Origin of the sequence: Micromonospora sp. NPDC050276 (genome assembly GCF_044459545.1) — a bacterium.
Taxonomy (GTDB): Bacteria; Actinomycetota; Actinomycetes; order Mycobacteriales; family Micromonosporaceae; genus Micromonospora.
In genome coordinates, this window is sequence record NZ_JBITJA010000004.1 from 359,454 (window position 1) to 377,096 (window position 17,643).

The 17,643-nt window shown below is 72.7% G+C and carries 17 protein-coding genes; 4 read left to right on the forward strand and 13 right to left on the reverse strand.

Translation table 11 applies throughout. The features are described from left to right. Positions 1 to 10 precede the first annotated feature (10 nt). The 10 genes from ACIBF8_RS10580 to ACIBF8_RS10625 form a co-directional block, all read right to left on the reverse strand. Positions 11 to 1,858, reverse strand: a complete 1,848-nt coding sequence (locus ACIBF8_RS10580) for a S9 family peptidase (RefSeq protein WP_396782235.1) — start codon at positions 1,856 to 1,858, stop codon at positions 11 to 13. Beyond that, positions 1,859 to 3,637 carry an N-acetylglutaminylglutamine amidotransferase gene (locus ACIBF8_RS10585; protein WP_396782236.1) on the reverse strand — a complete coding sequence of 593 codons (1,779 nt, stop codon included), beginning with the start codon at positions 3,635 to 3,637 and terminating at the stop codon, positions 1,859 to 1,861. Between the two features lie 99 nt (positions 3,638 to 3,736). Beyond that, positions 3,737 to 6,403, reverse strand: a complete 2,667-nt coding sequence (locus tag ACIBF8_RS10590) for a glutamate--cysteine ligase (RefSeq protein ID WP_396782238.1) — start codon at positions 6,401 to 6,403, stop codon at positions 3,737 to 3,739. A gap of 239 nt (positions 6,404 to 6,642) precedes the next feature. Continuing rightward, complete coding sequence (locus ACIBF8_RS10595; RefSeq protein ID WP_396782239.1) at positions 6,643 to 8,043, reverse strand: cellulase family glycosylhydrolase; 1,401 nt, start codon at positions 8,041 to 8,043, stop codon at positions 6,643 to 6,645. A 107-nt stretch (positions 8,044 to 8,150) separates the two neighbouring features. Continuing rightward, complete coding sequence (locus ACIBF8_RS10600; protein ID WP_396782241.1) at positions 8,151 to 9,026, reverse strand: hypothetical protein; 876 nt, start codon at positions 9,024 to 9,026, stop codon at positions 8,151 to 8,153. A 118-nt stretch (positions 9,027 to 9,144) separates the two neighbouring features. Continuing rightward, positions 9,145 to 9,627, reverse strand: a complete 483-nt coding sequence (locus ACIBF8_RS10605) for an SRPBCC family protein (protein WP_396782242.1) — start codon at positions 9,625 to 9,627, stop codon at positions 9,145 to 9,147. Beyond that, entirely contained in the window at positions 9,624 to 9,968 is a 345-nt protein-coding gene (locus tag ACIBF8_RS10610) for an ArsR/SmtB family transcription factor (protein WP_396782243.1), read from the reverse strand. The genes ACIBF8_RS10605 and ACIBF8_RS10610 overlap by 4 nt, the downstream gene beginning before the upstream one ends. Before the next feature lie 57 nt (positions 9,969 to 10,025). After that, positions 10,026 to 10,592 carry a TetR/AcrR family transcriptional regulator gene (locus ACIBF8_RS10615; protein ID WP_396782244.1) on the reverse strand — a complete coding sequence of 189 codons (567 nt, stop codon included), beginning with the start codon at positions 10,590 to 10,592 and terminating at the stop codon, positions 10,026 to 10,028. A gap of 4 nt (positions 10,593 to 10,596) precedes the next feature. Then, positions 10,597 to 11,157, reverse strand: coding sequence for a carboxymuconolactone decarboxylase family protein (locus ACIBF8_RS10620; RefSeq protein ID WP_396782246.1), 561 nt, complete (start codon positions 11,155 to 11,157; stop codon positions 10,597 to 10,599). A 33-nt stretch (positions 11,158 to 11,190) separates the two neighbouring features. Further along, on the reverse strand, positions 11,191 to 11,550 hold the full coding sequence (locus ACIBF8_RS10625; protein WP_396782247.1) for a hypothetical protein: 360 nt from the start codon (positions 11,548 to 11,550) through the stop codon (positions 11,191 to 11,193). Positions 11,551 to 11,708: 158 nt separating this feature from the next. Between ACIBF8_RS10625 and ACIBF8_RS10630 the strand changes: the two genes are divergently transcribed. Continuing rightward, positions 11,709 to 12,686, forward strand: a complete 978-nt coding sequence (locus ACIBF8_RS10630; RefSeq protein ID WP_396782248.1) for an aldo/keto reductase — start codon at positions 11,709 to 11,711, stop codon at positions 12,684 to 12,686. On the opposite strand, the gene ACIBF8_RS10635 is transcribed toward ACIBF8_RS10630, so the two are convergent. The 3 genes from ACIBF8_RS10635 to ACIBF8_RS10645 all read right to left on the reverse strand — a co-directional run bounded on the left by ACIBF8_RS10635 (position 12,680) and on the right by ACIBF8_RS10645 (position 14,949). Then, positions 12,680 to 13,444: a YqjF family protein gene (locus ACIBF8_RS10635; protein WP_396782249.1), complete on the reverse strand. Its 765-nt coding sequence runs from the start codon at positions 13,442 to 13,444 to the stop codon at positions 12,680 to 12,682. The genes ACIBF8_RS10630 and ACIBF8_RS10635 overlap by 7 nt on opposite strands. Positions 13,445 to 13,463: 19 nt before the next feature. Continuing rightward, on the reverse strand, positions 13,464 to 14,630 hold the full coding sequence (locus ACIBF8_RS10640; RefSeq protein ID WP_396782251.1) for a winged helix DNA-binding domain-containing protein: 1,167 nt from the start codon (positions 14,628 to 14,630) through the stop codon (positions 13,464 to 13,466). Between the two features lie 130 nt (positions 14,631 to 14,760). Beyond that, positions 14,761 to 14,949, reverse strand: a complete 189-nt coding sequence (locus ACIBF8_RS10645) for a hypothetical protein (protein WP_396782252.1) — start codon at positions 14,947 to 14,949, stop codon at positions 14,761 to 14,763. Positions 14,950 to 15,064: 115 nt separating this feature from the next. Here ACIBF8_RS10645 and ACIBF8_RS10650 point away from each other — a divergent pair, with 115 nt between their 5' ends. The 3 genes from ACIBF8_RS10650 to ACIBF8_RS10660 all read left to right on the forward strand — a co-directional run bounded on the left by ACIBF8_RS10650 (position 15,065) and on the right by ACIBF8_RS10660 (position 17,593). Next, the gene (locus ACIBF8_RS10650; RefSeq protein ID WP_396782253.1) at positions 15,065 to 16,021 is read left to right on the forward strand and encodes an RNA polymerase sigma factor; all 957 of its coding nucleotides are present in this window, start codon (positions 15,065 to 15,067) and stop codon (positions 16,019 to 16,021) included. A 112-nt stretch (positions 16,022 to 16,133) separates the two neighbouring features. Next, positions 16,134 to 17,018 carry an alpha/beta fold hydrolase gene (locus ACIBF8_RS10655; RefSeq protein ID WP_396782254.1) on the forward strand — a complete coding sequence of 295 codons (885 nt, stop codon included), beginning with the start codon at positions 16,134 to 16,136 and terminating at the stop codon, positions 17,016 to 17,018. Between the two features lie 113 nt (positions 17,019 to 17,131). Continuing rightward, positions 17,132 to 17,593 (forward strand): DUF5709 domain-containing protein, encoded by a 462-nt coding sequence (locus ACIBF8_RS10660; protein WP_396782256.1) that lies wholly within the window; start codon positions 17,132 to 17,134, stop codon positions 17,591 to 17,593. Positions 17,594 to 17,643 lie beyond the last annotated feature (50 nt).

The window sequence follows — 17,643 nt, forward strand, 5'->3', positions numbered from 1 at the left end:
GGATAACGCCTCAGCCGACGACGGTCGCGGTCGCGGCGAGGTGCCGGGTCAGCCAGTCGGTGGTGGCCGTACGGGCCGCCTCGGCGTTGGCCCGCCCGAGGAAGTCGTGCCCCTCCCCCGCGAGCACCAGGTGCCCGTGCGGCACACCGCGGGCGGCGAGGGCCTGCGCGACCTGCGTCGACTCGCCCGCCGGCACGTTGGTGTCGTTGGCCCCGTGGATCAGCAGCACCGGCACGTCCAGCCGGTCGATGTGGGTCAGCGGCGAGAGGTCGCGCAGCAGGTCCGCGTCCCGCTGCGGGTCGCCGTACTTGCTGACGGCGGCGGCGGCGATCCACGGCTCGGTGCCGGCGAAGAAGGTCCGGAAGTCGGAGATGCCGCACTCGGCGACCCCGGCGGCGAACAGCCCGGGGAAGTTCACCAGCACCGCCAGGACCAGGTAACCGCCGTAGGAACGGCCGAGGCAGCCGAGCTGACCGGGCCGGGCGACACCACTGTCGACGAGGAAGTCGGCGCAGGTCGCCACGTCGGCGATCGCACCGTACCGGCCGGCGAGGTTGTCGGCGGCGACGAACGACCGGCCGAAACCGGACGACCCCCGGACGTTGGGCGCGAAGACCGCGACGCCCTGCGCCACGAGCGCCTGGAACAGCGGGTGGTAGCCCGGACGCTCCTGCGCCTCCGGGCCGCCGTGCAGACTGATCGCCGTCGGCCAGGGGCCCGGCCCGGCCGGGCGGTAGAGCCAGCCGGAGAGCGGTAGCCCGTCACGGGCCCGCAGGTCGACCAGTTGCGGCGCGACACCGGCGTCGTCGGTACGCGGAGCGACGGCGTCCGACCGCAGCGGGCGCGGCGCCCCGGTCGACGGGTCGACCAGCCACACCTCCCGGGGCTGGACCGGCCCCTGGGCGGTAAGGCAGAGCAGGCCGCCGTCGGCGGCGAAGACGGCATCACCGAGCACCTCGCCGGGAGCCGGGACGGCCCGCTGCACACCGCTGACGAAGTCGAGCAGGCTCAGCTCGCTGCGCCCGCCGTAGGTGTTCCACAGCAGCGCCCCACGGCGCCCGTCCGCGCTCGGTGCGACGTGCTCCAGCTCGGCGTCCGGTCGCCCGGCGAGCCGGGACGGCGGCTGCTCCGGTCGGGTCAGGTCGACCCGTACCAGCGCGGCCAACTCGGAGAACACGTCGGTGCGGGCCAGCACGCTCGTGCCGTCCGGGCCGAACCACCCCTGGTCGGTGCTGCCGCGCCCGGTGTCCGGGAGCAGTCTCCGTCGAACGCCGGTCGCCACGTCCAGCAGCTCCAGCCAGCGGGCGTTGCGTGGCCCGCGGCGCAGCAGCGCCGCACCGGCGTCCGGGGTGACGTCCAGGAGCGTGAGCAGGTCACCCTCGGCGAGGACCCGCCGGCGGCCGGTGGCCGCGTCGACCAGGAGGGCCTGCCCGTGCTCGTCGGTCTCGGTGACCGCCATCAGCGCGCCGTCGGGCAACCAGCCGGCCAACGCGGCGCTGCGGCGGCCGAACCCGGCGACCTGGTGGCGTCGCGTGCCGTCCGGGCGCAGCACCCACAGCTCGGTGCGGGGCGCGCCACCGGGGGCGACGACGCAGGCCAGCCACTGGCCGTCCGGCGACCAGCTCAGCGCGAGCACCGGCTCGTCGCCGACCGGCAGCGCGACGGCCGCGCCCGCGCCGGCCTCGCGGACCCAGACGCCGGGCGTCCCGGCCCGGTCGGAGAGGAACGCCACCCGGCGGCCGTCCGGGGACGGCGCGGGAGCGAACTCCTCGCTCACCGGCGCCGGCGACGACACCGGCCGGTGGTTCGCGAGTCGGGCCCGCCGGGTGGTGCGCGGAGCCTCGGTCCGTACGCTCATCTAAACCCCGATCCGCTGCAACCAGAGCTCCAGCAGCCCAAGCTGCCAGAGCGCGTTGGAACCCAACGTGGTCCGCCGGGCGTTCGGCGCGTCCAGCAACTCCTCCAGGTAGTCCTTGCGGAACAGGCCCCGCTCGCGCGCCGGTCGGGCGGTCAACGCGTCCCGCACGTCGTCGAGCAGCGGCCCGGAGAGGTGCCGGATGGCGGGCACCGGGAAGTAGCCCTTCGGCCGGTCGATCACCTCGTCCGGGACGATCCCCCGACTCGCCGCCTTCAGCACGCCCTTGCCGCCCTGCGCCAGCTTCAACCCGGGTGGGCAGGCGGCGGCCAACTCGACCACCTCGTGGTCGAGGAACGGCACCCGGGCCTCCAGCCCCCAGGCCATCGTCATGTTGTCGACCCGCTTGACCGGGTCGTCGACCAGCATCACCAGGCTGTCCAGGCGCAGCGCCGCGTCCAGCGCGGTGTCCGCGCCGGGCGCGCCGAAGTGCGCCGCGACGAACTCCAGGCTGGCGTCGTGGTCGAGCATCCACTCGGGCGCCAGGTGCCCGCCGAGCGCGTCGTGGCGACGGTCGAAGAACACCCGGGCGTACGCCTCGACGGCGTCTGCGCGGGCCACGTTGGCCATCGGCGGGTACCAGTCGTAGCCGGCGAGGATCTCGTCGGCGCCCTGCCCGGACTGCACCACCGTGATCCGCTGCGACACCTCCTCGGAGAGCAGGTGGAACGCCACGCAGTCGTGGCTGACCATCGGCTCGCTCATCGCCGCGATGGCCTGGTGCACGGCCGGGACGAACCGCTGCGCGCCGATGCGGATCTGCTGGTGGTCGGTCGCGAAGTGGCGGGCCACCAGGTCGGAGTAGTGGAACTCGTCGCCGCTCTCCCCCGCCGCCGCCTCGAAGCCGATGCTGAAGGTGGCCAGCCCGGTCTGGCCCTGCTCGGCCAGCAGGGCGACGATCAGGCTGGAGTCGAGACCGCCGGAGAGCAGCACGCCGACCGGCACGTCGGCGACCATCCGCCGGCGTACGGCGGTGCGCATCGCCGCCATGAGCCGTTCCTGCCACTCCTCGGCGGACATCGCGGCGGCGGCGGCCCGGTTGAACTCCGGCCGCCAGTAGGTGGTGTCGGTGCTCCGGCCGTCCGCGGTGATCACCCGCACGGTGGCCGGCGGCAGCTTGCGGACCCCGGCGAGGATCGTGCGCGGTGGCGGCACCACCGAGTGGAAGCTCATGTAGTGGTGCAGCGCCACCGGGTCGAGGTCGGTGTCCACGTCACCGGCGGCGAGCAACGCCGGCAGGGTCGAGGCGAAGCGCACCCGGCCCGGCCCCTCGGCCAGGTAGAGCGGCTTGATGCCGAGCCGGTCCCGGGCCAGCACCAGGGTGTGCCTGGCCAGCTCGACCAGGGCGAACGCGAACATCCCGTAGAACCGCTCGACGCAGGCCGTCCCCCAGCGGTGGTACGCCTTGAGGATCACCTCGGTGTCCGACGTGGACCGGAAGGTGTAACCGGCGGCGGTCAGCTCGTCGCGCAGCTCCCGGTAGTTGTAGATGCAGCCGTTGAAGACCATGGCCAGGCCCAGCTCGGGGTCGACCATCGGCTGGGCGCCCGCGTCGGACAGGTCGATGATGCGCAGCCGGCGGTGCACCAGGGCCACCGGCCCCTGCTGCCACCGGCCCTCGCCGTCCGGGCCCCGGGAGGCCAGGACGGGAAGCATCCGCTCGACGGCCGCCGCGTCCGGTGGCGCCCCGTCGAGGCGGAACTCGCCTCCGATACCGCACATGGCACGCACCTCTCATCGGCTCAAGACCGCTCGGGCCGCTGACCGGTCCAGGCTTGGCGGACCGGTTTGCGTCCCGATGACGGATGGGTCAAGCGTGGGTTACACCGGTGGTTCGTCGGCTCCACCGAGCAGCCAGGTGTCCTTCGACCCACCGCCACGCGACGAGTTGACGATCATGCTGCCGGCCGGCGCCACCCGGGTCAGCGCCACCGGCGCGACCTCGGCGGTGTCCCCGAGGAACACGAACGCCCGCAGGTCGACGTGGCGGGGCGCGAGCGCCGTGCCGTCGAAGACCGGGTGGGTGGTCAGCGCGACCATCTCCTGGGCGATCCACCGGTGCGGGGCCGCGAGGATCTGCTCCCGGACCGCGTCCAGCTCCTCGGCCTCGGCCCGCGGGCCGATCACCACCCGGTCACCGCCGTACCCGTCGACCGGCTTGAGCACCAACTCGTCGAGCCGGCCCAACACCTCGGTGCGCTGCTCGGGCAACCCACACAGGTACGTCGGCACGTCGCCCAACAGTGGCTTCTCGCCCAGGTAGTACTCGATCAGCCGGGGCACGTACGCGTAGAGCGCCTTGTCGTCGCCGACACCGTTGCCCAGCGCGTTGGCCAGCGTGAGCCGCCCAGCGTGCACCGCGGCGAGCAGCGGCCAGCCCAGCGGCACCCCGTTGGCGCCCGGCGCGTGCAGCAGCGCCTCCTCGTCCATCCGCAGGTAGATCACGTCGACCTCGCTGCGGCAGCCCTCCCGGACCAGCCGAACCCGGCCCTCCTCGACGAGCAGGTCGCTGGTCTCGGTCAGCGGCACACCCATCTCGTCGGCGAGCAGCCGATGCTCGAACCACGCGGGATCACCCGGACCGCTGCTGAGCACCACCACGGCCGGGTCGTCGGCCGCGGCGGGCGCGGCGGCGACCAACGCCCGGTACAGCATCGCCGGCGTCTCGTCGGCGGGCAGCAGATCCGCCGGCACCGGCAACTCCGGCAGCACCGCCTGGGTCAGCCGGCGGTTCTGCACCGCGTAGCCGATCCCGGAGGGCACCCGCAGGTTGTCCTCCAGCACGTACCAGCCGCCGTCCGGGTCCCGGACGAGGTCGGTGCCGGACACCTGGGCCCGGGTGCCGCGCCGGCCCATCAGTGCCCCGGTCGGACGCAGCCCGGGTGAGGACTCCACCACCCACGCCGGCACCACGCCGTCGGCCACCACGGCCCGGTCGGCGTAGACGTCGCGCAGGAACGCGTCGAGGGCGCGGGCGCGCTGCACCAGGCCGGTCCGCAGCGTCCGCCAGTCGTCGGCGGGCACCACCCGTGGCACCAGGTCGACCGGGAAGAGCCGGGTGCTCGCCTCGCCGGCCACGCTGAACGTCACCCCCCGGGCGCGCTGCTCCTCGTCCCGCTCGTGCTCCCGCTGACGCAGGGTGCCGGCGCCGAGCTGGCGCAGGGCCGCGAGCATCGGGGCGTACGCCGGCTGGGGCCCGGCCGGTCCGAAGACCTCGTCCCCGGCGTCGGCGTACGTGGGCAGCGCTGGCGGTGTCGGCGCACCCGGCAGCGGCCCGCGGACCCGACCCCGGGTCTCGTCGAGCAGCAGGTCGACCACGTCGGCCAACCGGCCACGCCGCTCGTACGCCCGCCGCTGCCGGGCCGCGGAGCTGCCGCGTTCCAGTGCGTACCGGGTCAGCTCGCCGACCTGCTCCCAGTCTCCGGTCGCCTCCAACGGCGGGCGCAGGTCGGTCACCAGGCGGCGGACCGCCTCGGCGGCCGGCACCGGTCGGGCCGACCGGGGCAGGTCGAGCAGGTCACCTTCCAGCCCGGAGCGGGCCGCCCGCCACACGGCGGCGCGCAACACCGGTGGCCGTACGGCGGTGCGCTCCAGCCCGGCACGCAGCGCGGCGACCTCCCGCCGGACGATCGCCCGGAACAGGCCGGTGAGCAGGACGATGGTCTCCACATCGGCGTTGGCGTCGGTGATCCGCAGCTCCACGGTGGGCACGTGCGCCGACGGCCGGACATCGAAGTAGATCATGGCAGGGTCGGTGATGGTCTCGGAGGAGATCAACTCGGCGACCAGCGCCTCATGGTCCGCCGCGCTGCTCACCTCGCCCGGGTCACCCGCGGTGGGCCAGCGCTGCCAGACCAACGACCGGACGCTGGCGTAGCCGCTGTCCTGACCCATCCAGTACGGAGAGCTGGTGGACAGTGCGAGGAGCACCGGCAGCCACGGCTGGACCCGGCGGGTGACGGCCACCGCCAGGTCCCGGTCGGACACGCCGACGTGCACCTGCGCGCCGCAGATCAGTTGCTCCCGGGCGAGCAGCTGGTACTCGTCGAGCATCCGCCGGTAGCGGGAGGTGGGTGTGACGCTGGGGTCGCCGTCGGCGCGCAGTGGCACCGTACCGGCCGCCACGATGCCCAACGCGGCCCGGTCGGCGACCTGGACAGCCGCCTGCCGCAGCCGGGTCAGCTCGGCGCGGATCTCGTCCAGGGTGCGGCAGACCGCGGTGTTGGTCTCCACCACGCTGCGGTGCAGCTCGGCGGTGAATGAGGCAGCCGGCAACCGGTCCAACAGCTCCCCGGCCCGGGGTACCAACTCGCGGGTGTGCAGGTCGACGACGTGGAATTCCTCCTCGACACCGATCGTGGCCAGATCCGCCGGGTCGCCGTCCAGCGACAGGACCGGGTTGGTGCGGGGGGTGGGCAGCGTCCGGCCGTTGTCGGACCGGCCCACCGGCCCGTCGTACGTCGGCGCGTTCGTGGTGTTGTCGGCCATGGTCACCCCGGTTCGCGTGTCGGTGTCTCGACTGTCCGACGAGCGTTCCCAGGGTTGGTACCGGGGGTGTTTCCGGCGCGTTAAGGTGACGCGCGCGTTCTGGTCGCGCTGCTCAACGGTGCGCGAGGGCGCGCAGCACGCACCGTCGACACGGGTGTGGTGATGTCGGGGCGTCCCGTGGGCCTGGACACCCCGACATCAGCGACGCCGAGTCGATCACAACCGGCCGGCGGCCGGCGTCACCTCATGTTCGCCACCACGAACGGCGCGTGGCCGTGCAGGTAGTTGGTCCACCCGCCGGTTACCGGCGCGCCGGGGCTGAGCAGGTTGGTGGTGTCGGTGCCGACGTCGAGCTTCCACGCGGTCCAGGAGATTCCGTTCGCCCTCATCCAGTCGATCCACGACTGCGCTTCCGGCAGGCAGGCCCGGCCGTCGAGGCCGCCATCGGCGTTACTGGCGCCCCACTCGGTGACGAACAGTGCCAGACCCGCGCGGATCGCCGCGTCGCCCTTGGCGCGCAGCGAGGCCCCGTGCGTGCACGAGTAGAAATGCAGCGTGTACATCAGGTTGGTGCCGGTGACCGGGCTGGCCGCCGCGACGTCCACGTCCTGCGACCAGGTCGGGGTGCCCAGCACGATGATGTTGTCCGGGTCGGCGGCGCGGATCGCGGACACCACCGCCTGGTGGTACGGCTTGATGACGGTGGTCCAGCTCACCTGGAGCGGCTCGTTGTAGGGCTCCCAGATGACGTTGGGCAGGTTGCCGTAACGGCGCGCCAGGTCACCGAAGAACGCGACCGCCTGGGACTGATTGTTCTGCGCCTCGTGCGCGTGCCAGTCGACGATCACGTACACCCCGGCGGTGACCGCGTTGTTGATGATGGTCTCCACCTGCGCACGCGCCTTGGCCGGGTCACTGAGGTAGGCGCCCGCCGGCTCCACGCCCATCGCCGCGCGGATCACCTGGAGGTTCCAGTTGTCGCGCATCCAGCGCAGCGCGGAGAGGTTCTCGGCGTACGGGGCGGTCTCCCAGTTGAGCCACATGCTGCTGATGCCGCGCAGCTGCACCCGGGCGCCGGACTTGTCGCACATCGTCGTGCCGCAGACCCGCAGCTGCCCGTACCGCTCGACCGGCGTACCGGTGGTCGGCGGCGGAGTGGTCGGCGGCGGAGTGGTCGGCGGTGGGGTGGTCGGCGGTGGGGTGGTCGGCGGTGGGGTGGTCGGCGGTGGGGTGGTGGTCGGGGGTGGGCCGCCGGCGCAGGACGCGCCGTTCACTGTGCAGTTGACCGGGGTGCCGGTGCCGTTGACGAGGAAGCCGAACGAGGTCGAGGCACCGGCGGCGAGTGTCCCGTTCCAGGACACGTTGGCGAAGGTGTAGTGACTGCCGGCTGTCGTCTGCTGCGCGTTCCACGACTGGCTGACGGTCGAGCCGGCCGGCAGGTCGAACTCGACCCGCCAACCGGTGATCTGTGCGGTGGTGTCGTTGGTGACGGTGACCTGACCCTGGTAGCCACTGCCCCAGTAGTTCGTCACGGAGAACACGGCGGTCGCCGCGCTGGCCGGTGTGGCGGCGACCATCGCCACTCCGCCGGCGAGCAGCCCGGCGACGGCCAGAGTCGTGACAAGTCTCAGTGTGCGCATGCGGAACCCGCTTCGGATCGACGGTGGTGGTCTGAGGCGGGGCGGCGCCTTCGCGCACGATATCGATCAGTGGCTATGGAGGCAAGGTGGCGCGCCGGCCCCGGAGGTCAACGCCGCCGCCAGCGGAAACGACGTGCACCGGCCGCGTCACCGGTGGGCACGCCGTCGCGGCCCAGCAACTCGGCGGCCACGCGGAGGTTCTGGGCGGGCTGCTCGGCCGCCGGCCCCAGCAGCTTCACCAGCCGATTGCCCAGCGCCACCATGACGCCCGCGCGCTCGACGTCGCCGGCCATGGCCAGGCACCGCGCGTACACCCCGTAGGTGTCCGCCAGTTCCCGGAGGCTTCGCGGACGTGCCGGATCGAGCAGCGCCTGACGCAGCTCGCAGGCCCGCGACGCCGCCAGCGACGCCTCCCGGAGACCGTCGGCCGCCGCGGGCCGGGTGAGGTGCCGGTGCAGCAACGCGGTCGCCTGGTGGTGGTACGCCACACCCATCGCCCGGCGGGTGCGGGGCCCGGCCGCCGGCGGAGCCCCGACGGCGGCCAGGCCCACCGCGACCGCCCGGCTGAGCAGCTCCCTGCGGGTGGCCGGCTGGCCGGCGGTGAACGCGACCTCCGCGAGATCCACCAACGCGGTGATCAGCTCCGCGAGCGCGTCGTCCCGGGGAGCGGCCGCCACGTTGCCAGCCTCGGCCGCCACCGCGTCGTACACCCGCTCGAAGATCGCGACCGCCTCGCCGCCGGGCGCCATCCCCTCGGCAGCCCGGCCGTGCGCGGACAGCAGCATCCCGCGCCGCCGCAGCGCCCGCGCCAACTGCTGCTGGTCGTGACGGCCGGCGTGACCCGGGCCGCGCGCCGCCTCCCGGTAGGCGTCGATCACCCGTATCCACAGGCGGTCGGCCTCCGGCCAGGTGTCCCGTCGCCGCGACCACTCCCGCGCCTGCTCGAACAGCCGGCCCCGCTCGTCCGGTCCCACGTCCCGCACCGCCCTCCACGCCGGCCACCCGCGACACCCGCAGCGCAGACAGTGACCGTCGTCGATTCTACGGGGTTGTCGGCGGAACCCGGCCCGCAGCGCGACGGGGACCGGCCGGGGCTGCTGGTCAGCGAGCCTTGACGACGTCGACCAGTTGGTCCAGCGCCGCGCCCCAGCCCTCGTGGAAGCCCATCTCCTCGTGCGACTTCTTCGCCGACGCGTCGGCGTGGATCGCGATGGCGGTGTACTTCGTGCCGGCGCCGTCCGGCTCGATCCGGACCACCGCGGTGAACGGGAAGCCGTCCTCGGTGACGAGCGGGCGGAAGCCGGGGCCCAGGGCGGAGGTGAAGACCAGCGTGGAGCCCTCGTCGACCGCCAGGATGCAGCCGCTGCTCGGGAATTCCTGGCCCTCGGGTGAGCGCATCGTGGTGTCGAACCGGCCACCAGGGCGCAGGTCGATCTCGCAGGCGACGGTCGACCACGGCTTCGGGCTGAACCACTGCATCAGCAGCTCGGGCGTGGTCCAGGCTCGCCAGACCAGCTCGGGTGCCACGTCGACGCGGCGCTCCAGGACGAGGTCGAGTTCGGGGTTCACGGTGTAGACGGTCATTGCTGTTGCTCCTTCAGGTCATAGAGAAGCGAGTCGAGTTGGTCCAGGCGCCGGGTCCATCGCGCGCGCTGCGCGGCGAGCCAGGCGTTGAGGTGTTCCAGGGGCTGGGGGGCGAGCCGGTAGGTACGCACCCGACCCTGCTTGTCGGAGGTCACCAGACCGGAGCGCTCCAGGACGCGCAGGTGCTGGGTGAACGACGGCAGTGCCATGTCGAACGGACGAGCCAGCTCACTGGTCGCGGCCGGCCCCTGGGCGAGGCGCTCCACGACCTGGCGGCGGGTGGGGTCGGACAGCGCGTGCAGCACGCCGTCGAGCGCGTCGCCCCCCACATGCTTAGCCATGTGCCTAACTATGCCGGTGGGCATCACTTAGGTCAAGCCCTAAGTGATGCCCACCGGTCAGGGGCGCAGCGCGTTGAGCACCAGGTCGGCGTACCGACGCCACACCGCCGGGTCGCGCTCGTCGAGAACGATGAGCTGCCGGACCGCGCCGCAGAGAAGCACCCGGATGTCCAGCTCCCCGGCGTCTTGGCGGATCTTGCCGGACGATCGGGCCGCCGCCACCAGCTGCCCGATCAGGCCCAGGATGCGCGCGGCGGGCACCAGCCTGCCCTCGAAGAAGGCGTCGGCGAGGACCCGGTCGCGGGCGAGGCGTCCGAACAGGTCGGGCACGAAGGAACACCACTCCCGGTACGCGTCAACGCCGTCGAGTGCCGCCCGGATGCGCTGCTCCAGCTCCCGAAACTGCTGCTGGACGACGGCGACGATCAGGTCTTCCTTGCTGGGGTAGCTGCGGTACACCGTCGCGCGACCCACCCCGGCCCGCTCCGCCACCTGCGGCACCGTCACCTGCAGACCCTGCTCGGTGAAGAGTTCCCGGGCGGCGGCGATGACCCGCTCCTGGTTGCGCCGGGCGTCCAGCCGCCGATGGGACGCATCCGGGTCGCTCGGCGTCGGCGGGGTCATGCTGTCAGTCCGCCCGCTCGGTTTCGTCGGTCAGCAGCGGCTCGTCGCCGTACACCTTGGTGAGTTCGACGTCGAGCACCGTGGCCACCCGACCGAACGACCAGTAGTAGCCGATCACCTGGAGCACCTCGACGATCTCGCGCTCGCTGAGGATGTGCCGCACCTGGTCGAAGAGGTCGTCGGAAACGCGCGGTGACCGCACCACCTCGGCGGCGAATCGAATGAGTGTCCGGTCGTACCCGGAGAGGTGCGAATTGTCGATGTCCCGGCTGCTGATGATCTCGCGGGTCCGCTGGTCGACGCCGGCCGCCTCGGACATCGGGCGGTGCTGGGCCGCCACGAACTCGCACTCGGTGTACTCGGCCACCGTGAGGATGACCAGTTCCCGCGAGCGGGCGGGCAGTTCCAGCGAGGTGAACTGTGCCTTCGCGAGCTGGATGAAGAGGGCCACCGTGCCGACCGAGTGGGTCAGCATCTTGACCATCGGGTCGGGCGGCAGGGCGGACAGGACGTCGCGGACGTCGGCCGGAATCGCGTTCGGGTCGGGGTCGGTAAGGCGGGGCACGGCTCTCACTCCGGTCGTGGTCGTCGGGATGGGTCAGGCGGGCAGGTCGAAGCCCGTTTCGCTGAGGTGGCGGAACCGGCCGTCCTCGGCGTACGACCCGAAGATGGCGATCTCCCGCTGGGCGGTGGACCCATCGGTCAGGGTGATCTCGTAGACGTGTCGTTCGGCGTAGCGCAGACCGTCGCGCAGCTCGTCGAGGACCTGCACGGTGCCGCTGACGATCTGGCCACGCACCCGGGTCACCATCTCGACGAACTCGGCCCGGTCGAGGGTCTTGCCGTCGGTGCGGTGGGTGTAGTCGGGGGCGTAGAACTCGTCCAGCGCCTCGGCCAGGTCGCGGGTCGGCGCGAAGACCACCGCGCGCAGGGCGTCACTGATCCGTACCGGGGTCATGGGGCTCCTCGTGGGATATCCGAACTCGTGGGTCCGCTTAGCGTCCACCGTACCGGACTCCTGAGTCCACTTCCGGTGAGAGTCGTCACGCGCCCGGGAACATCCGTGCCCACCTCGGCGGATGCGGGTCGGCCCCGTCCGGTCGTAGCGTGGGGCGCATGCGAACCACCACGCTGGGCAGCACCGGTCCCGAGGTCGGCGTCATCGGCCTCGGCTGCATGGGCATGAGCCACGGCTACGACATCACCGGCCCGCGCGACGACGACACGTCCATCTCCGTCATTCGACAGGCACTGGACCTGGGCGCGACGCTGATCGACACGTCGGACGTGTACGGGCCGTACACGAATGAGGAGTTGGTTGGGCGGGCGCTGACCGGCGGTCACCGGGAGCGGGCCGTGCTGGCGACGAAGGTCGGCCTGGTGGCCACCTCCCCCACCGGCGGCCCCGGCAACTCACCGAAGATCGGCAACAACGGCCGCCCGGAGCACATCCGCGCGGCGATCGACGAGAGCCTGCGCCGGCTCGGCACCGACCACGTCGACCTCTACCAGTTGCACCGGGTCGACCCGGAGGTGCCGATCGAAGAGTCCTGGGGTGCGATGGCCGAGGTCGTGGCGGCGGGTAAGGCCCGGCAGATCGGGTTGTCCGAGGTCACGGTGACCCAGATCGTGCGGGCCCAGGCGGTGCACCCGGTGACGTCGGTGCAGTCCGAGCTGTCGCTGTGGACGCGCGACCCGTCGACCGAGGTGTTGCCGTACTGCGCCGAGCAGGGCATCGCCTTCCTGCCGTTCTCCCCGCTCGGTCGCGGTTTCCTCGCCGGCCGGTTCACCTCGTTCGACGACCTGCCCGCCGACGACTTCCGGCGCGGCCTGCCGCGCTTCCAGCAGGACGCGTTGCGCGCCAACCTCGCCATCGTCGCCCGGGTCCGGGAGATCGCCGACCGGGCCGGGCTGAGCCCGGCGCAGGTCGCCCTCGCCTGGGTGGTGGCCCAGGGTGACCAGGTCATCCCGATCCCTGGCACCAAGACCCCGAAGTACCTGGTGGACAACTGTGCGGCCGGTGACGTGCGGCTCAGCGCCGAGGACCTGGCCGACCTGGACGCGCTGCCCGCACCCGAGGGTGGCCGCTACTGAGCCTCCGGCGGCCCGGCACCACGCGGCCGGGCCGCCACCGGCGGGCCGAACCTGACCCCGACACCGGGCGAATAGAGCACGCTGACCGGCGGCCCGACCGGTGCCGGCAGCCCGGCGGCGGCGACCAGTTCGTCGTCCAGGTGCAGCAGCTCGGCCCGGTGCAGCGGCCAGCTCGGATGCCAGTTCGGCAGGTGCAGCGTGCGCCCGTACGCCCGGGTGTGCAGCCCCCAGCGGGCGGTGACGAAGTGTTCGAGTGGGGTGGGGTCGGCGATCCGCTCCCCCACCCGCACCACCATCGCGCTCGCCGCGCCCGGCGGCCCCGGCCAGCGCCGCCGGCAGCGGTAGGAACGACGGTCGCCGTCGCGGTCCAACCGCATCGACGACCAGAGGTACGGCAGACGCAGCGTCGCCCGCGCCACCAGCACCGGCACCAGGCGGGACGCGTCGAGCGACCGGAACACCACCGCTCGGCGACCGGCGTCGTCGACGGAGTAGAGCCGGACGTTGGTCTCCCAGAAGGTGCCGAAGTAGGGAATTCCAGGGCCACGGCCGAAGCCCAGCCCGACCATCCGGAAGCCGATCAGGCCGACGTAGCTGCGACCGTCCAGCGTGTCCGGGCGGGTGCCGACGGGCAGCAGCGGCGCGACGACCTCCGGGGCGACGGCCCAGTGCAGGAAGGTGAGATCCTCCCAGCGCTGCCGCAGGAGCGCCCAGGAAAACGCCTGCCGGGGAGCGTGGTCGACCGGTTCGGGATGCACGCCCTCATCGTGCCCCGGTTCAGGCGTGTGGGCCGACACTCACCCTGCCGATGGTCAGCGTGGCGTGACCCTCCAGGATCTGACCGACCCGCTCGACCTCCTCGGCCAGCTGCCGCTGCCGGCCGGGGTCGAGGGCCCACAACGGCTCGACCGTGACCTGGATCGTCCGGCCGGAGCGGCGTTGGTGCCACACGCCGGCGACCACCCCGTCGATCAGCAGCACCGGGTAGTTGCCGGCCTGTCCGCCGGCCAGCGCCCGCTCGGCGGCGGCACCGGGAAAGAGCTGCTCGCGGGGGTGGCAGCCGACGGCGTACGCGTCGAAGTAGGGCAGCAGCCGCAACCCGGACGGCTCGTCGTCGGGGAACTCGGCGTCGTCGACGGGCACCCAGGCCCGGGTGCCCTCCACCGTCACCTCGGTCAGATCGACCGACTCGAACAGCCCCGTCGCCCACGGCGGGGCCACTCCCAGCCACCGGGCGAACTGCGCCGGGGTGGCCGGCCCGTACGCGTACAGGTAGCTACGCACGAGCGCGGCCAGGGCGGCGCGACCGGGCATCGGCGCGAAGTCGGGCAGCCACCGGGCCGGGCTGGTGTACGTGGTGGCCCGACCGCGATTCGGGCCGAAGCAGATCACTCCGCCCCGGGTGGCGGCGGTCATCGCGGCCACCCACCGGGGCCACTTGTCCTGGAACGCCTCCATGACCAGGTCGCCCGCCCACGGACCGGTACGGGCGACGATCTCCTCGGTCAGCTCGGCGGTGGTCAGGTCGGCCTCGGCAACCGCGTCGGCGATGGCGGCGAAGACCTGCTCGGTCTGCCGGGGCGTCAGCAGCACCACACTGCGCTCCCACGGCGGAGCCGGCAACGCGGACAGCGCGCCGACCCACATCGGCAGGTCCGCCGCGGCGAGCAGGTGCACGGTCCCGCGCGGCCCCCGCGTCTTGACCAGCGTGCGGTCCGTCCACAGTGCTCGACGCACCAGGGCGCGGGTCGCACCCGGCACCCGCAGCCCGACGGACAGCTCGGCGGCCGACGCGATCTGGGCGTGGGCGCCGCACATCACCGACACCACGTCCGCGAGGCGTCCGACGTCCGGTGCCGCGTCCGACACCGGCTCTGCCGGTGGGCAGAGCCGGTGTCGCTGAAGTCGCCGGGCGGACACCTGCGCCCAACTCAGCTCGGTCATCGCAGGCTCCCGAAGAACTCCCGGATGTCCGCCGCGTGCGCCAGCGGCTCGTCCATCGCCACGAAGTGGCTGCCCGGGCCGCGCGCAGCAGCGCGTGATGGTCCACGCCACCGCTCAGCCACTGCTGCATCTACTCCCACTCGGCGCGCTCCACCGCGCTCATGTCCGGCACGTCGGCGGTGGTCGGGAAGCCGAACCCGCCGGTCGATGGTAAACCGGCCGGCGGCGCCTGCGAGAAACCGTAGCCGGGCGCCGACGGAACCTGCTGACCCTCGGTTGCGACCTGGAGGTGCACGAGCCGCCGGAGTTGATCGCGCACCTGCGGCAGATCGGCACCAGGGCCACCCGCGCCGCCAGCCCTTCCGCTGGGTAGGACGACACTCCGGGCCGGACATCGACCCGCCGCTCCGCCGTACGCTTGATGGAGCACAAGCGTGCGAAACCGGTATTTCGGGGAGGAACTGGCCGTGACGCAGAGCGACGCGGAGCTGGTCGTGCTCGCGCAGGCGGGAGATCCGGCCGCGCTCGGGGCGCTGCTGACCCGGCACGAGGCCGGAATGCGGGCCGTCGCGCTGAGCATCCTCGGTTACGGGCCGGACGCCGAGGACGCGGTGCAGGACGCGATGGTCGTCGCCCTGCGTCGCATCGGCGACGTCCGCGACCCGGCCGCCGTCGGCGCCTGGCTGCGGACCATCGTCCGCAACAGCAGCCGGATGGCCGTGCGCGGGCCCAGGGCCGTTCCGGTCGCCGAGCCCGAGTGGTTCGCCCAGCCCGCCGACACACCCACCCCGGAGGAGGCACTGGAGCGCAGTGCGATGCGCGACTGGGTATGGCACTCCATCGAGCAGCTGTCCGAGCCCGACCGGCTGGTCACCCTGCTGCGCTACTTCAGCGACGCGTCCTCGTACGAGCAGATCGCGGCCGTGTGTGGCGTACCGGTCGGCACCGTCCGCAGCCGCCTCAGCCACGCCCGCCGCGCGCTCGCCGGTGGCCTGCGGACGGCGGCGACCACGGCGCACGCCGACATCACCGCCGCGAACGACTCGCGGTGGCGGGAGGGCCGCGACATGATCGACACGGCGATGAGCGGCGACTTCGAGCGGGTGGTCCGCGAGAGCTGGTGGCCGGCCGCCGAAATGATCGTGCCGGGCGGCCCGCGCGGCGGCCGTGACCTGGCGATCAACGGCATGAACTGCGACCTGACCGCCGGGGTGCGCCAGCGGCTGCGCAACGTGGTGGCCAGTGGTGACGTGCTGATCTGGGAGACCGACCTGATCAGCCCGCCCGACGACCCGGAGCACTGCCCACCCGCCGCGCTGTGGTTGCAGGTGCTGCGCGAGGGCCGGGTACGCCAACTCACCCTCTTCCACCCCGTCCCGGCGCTGGTCTGAAAAAACTTCCCGACCGAGCGAACTTTCCCCTCGGCCCGCGCATCTGGTCCGCGTCATGCACCAGTCGCCGTGTCGGCGGACGCCGCGCGGGTCTCGGATCGGGAGATAGTTCATGGGTTCCATCAGCCACGACGTCAGCGCGCTCGCACCCGGTGCCCACACGTTCACCGTCGATGGCGTTCGGCAGGTCTACCACGTCGCCGGCACCGGCCCGGTGTGCGTGGCGCACTCCGGCGGCCCGGGCATCGAGTGGTCGTACCTGCGGACGCCCCGCCTTGAGGCGCACTTCACCATGGTCTACGTCGAGCCGGTCGGGACAGGCGCGTCGGGACAGCTCGACAATCACGACGATTACCGTCTCGACACGTATGTCCGGTTCCTGCACGCGGTCGTCGAGCACCTGGGGAATTCCCCGGTGTACCTGCTCGGGCACTCGCACGGCGGTTTCGTCGTCCAGCGGTACGCCCTCACCCACCCGGACCGGGTCGCCGGCCTCGCCCTGTACGACACCTCACCCGTCACCGGCGCCGAGTTCTGGTCCGAGGCCATGGCGGCCCTCGCCGCGTACCCGCAGCGGCACCCGGACCGGCCGGAGGCGGCGGCGGTCCCGGCCGCCTTCGCGCAGATCGGCGGCGCGACGGACGACGAGTCGTTGGGGGCTGCACTGCGCGCCGCGCTGCCGGCGTACTTCGCGGACTTCTGGGGTCGCCAGGACGAGTTCGCCCCGTTTCAGGCGGCCGTCCGGATCTGGTCGACGCCGGCCGGCGCGCAGGACCCCACGCCCTTCGACGTGCGGGACAACCTTGGCGAGATCACCGTGCCTGTCGTGGTGATCGTCGGCGCGTACGACTTCATCTGCGGACCCCGCTGGGCCGAGCAGTTGCACGCGGGCCTCAAGGACTCGCGGCTGGTGACGCTGGAGCACAGCGGGCACTTCGCGCACATCGAGCAGCCGGCAGAGTTCACCGAGGCCGTGGTGGAGCTGCTGAAGCGTTGACCCACGGCATTCCCCGAGGTCCGTTCGTCACAGCGGGCAGACCTCGGGGCGCGGTTTCGTTGCACGGTCATAGGCTGGGCACTTTGGTGCACCGTGACAAAGAGGAGACCGCCGTGAGCCAGACCGAGCGGATGGATTCCGTCGACGAGTGGAACGTGGCCGAGGACGACGGCGTGCTGGACGCCTCCGACACGCTGGACGACGACCTGGTTGGTGATCCCCTGGACACCGGCATCATCGCCGAGGACCACTGGACGGCGGCCAACCGGTTCGGCACGACGCCCGCCGAGGAGCGGGCGGGCGAGTCCCTGGAGCAACACCTCGCCCAGGAGGTGCCGGATGTCGACCCGTACGCCGAGGGTGGTGACGACGAGGACGAGCTGACCCGGCGGGGTTACGAGGCGGAGTCGCGCGCCGGTCGACTGGTCGAATACGACGAGGGCGTCCGCGAGGACGACGAGGCCGAGTCGGTGGCGTGGGACGCCGGAATCGACGCGGGTGCCGCCAGCGCCGAGGAAGCGGCGATTCACCTGGTCGAGGACCCGGACGGGCCCGGCGACGGTCCGCTGCGCTGACGCCGTACCCGCCGCGCTCAGCACCTGACAACGGTGCTGAGCGCGGCGAG

Bases quoted from the DNA above. Each gene is read 5' to 3' on its own strand.
- ACIBF8_RS10580 (WP_396782235.1), bottom strand. From the start codon at position 1,858: ATGAGCGTACGGACCGAGGCTCCGCGCACCACCCGGCGGGCCCGACTC.
- ACIBF8_RS10585 (WP_396782236.1), bottom strand. From the start codon at position 3,637: ATGTGCGGTATCGGAGGCGAGTTCCGCCTCGACGGGGCGCCACCGGAC.
- ACIBF8_RS10590 (WP_396782238.1), bottom strand. From the start codon at position 6,403: ATGGCCGACAACACCACGAACGCGCCGACGTACGACGGGCCGGTGGGC.
- ACIBF8_RS10595 (WP_396782239.1), bottom strand. From the start codon at position 8,043: ATGCGCACACTGAGACTTGTCACGACTCTGGCCGTCGCCGGGCTGCTC.
- ACIBF8_RS10605 (WP_396782242.1), bottom strand. From the start codon at position 9,627: ATGACCGTCTACACCGTGAACCCCGAACTCGACCTCGTCCTGGAGCGC.
- ACIBF8_RS10610 (WP_396782243.1), bottom strand. From the start codon at position 9,968: ATGGCTAAGCATGTGGGGGGCGACGCGCTCGACGGCGTGCTGCACGCG.
- ACIBF8_RS10615 (WP_396782244.1), bottom strand. From the start codon at position 10,592: ATGACCCCGCCGACGCCGAGCGACCCGGATGCGTCCCATCGGCGGCTG.
- ACIBF8_RS10625 (WP_396782247.1), bottom strand. From the start codon at position 11,550: ATGACCCCGGTACGGATCAGTGACGCCCTGCGCGCGGTGGTCTTCGCG.
- ACIBF8_RS10630 (WP_396782248.1), top strand. From the start codon at position 11,709: ATGCGAACCACCACGCTGGGCAGCACCGGTCCCGAGGTCGGCGTCATC.
- ACIBF8_RS10640 (WP_396782251.1), bottom strand. From the start codon at position 14,630: ATGACCGAGCTGAGTTGGGCGCAGGTGTCCGCCCGGCGACTTCAGCGA.
- ACIBF8_RS10655 (WP_396782254.1), top strand. From the start codon at position 16,134: ATGGGTTCCATCAGCCACGACGTCAGCGCGCTCGCACCCGGTGCCCAC.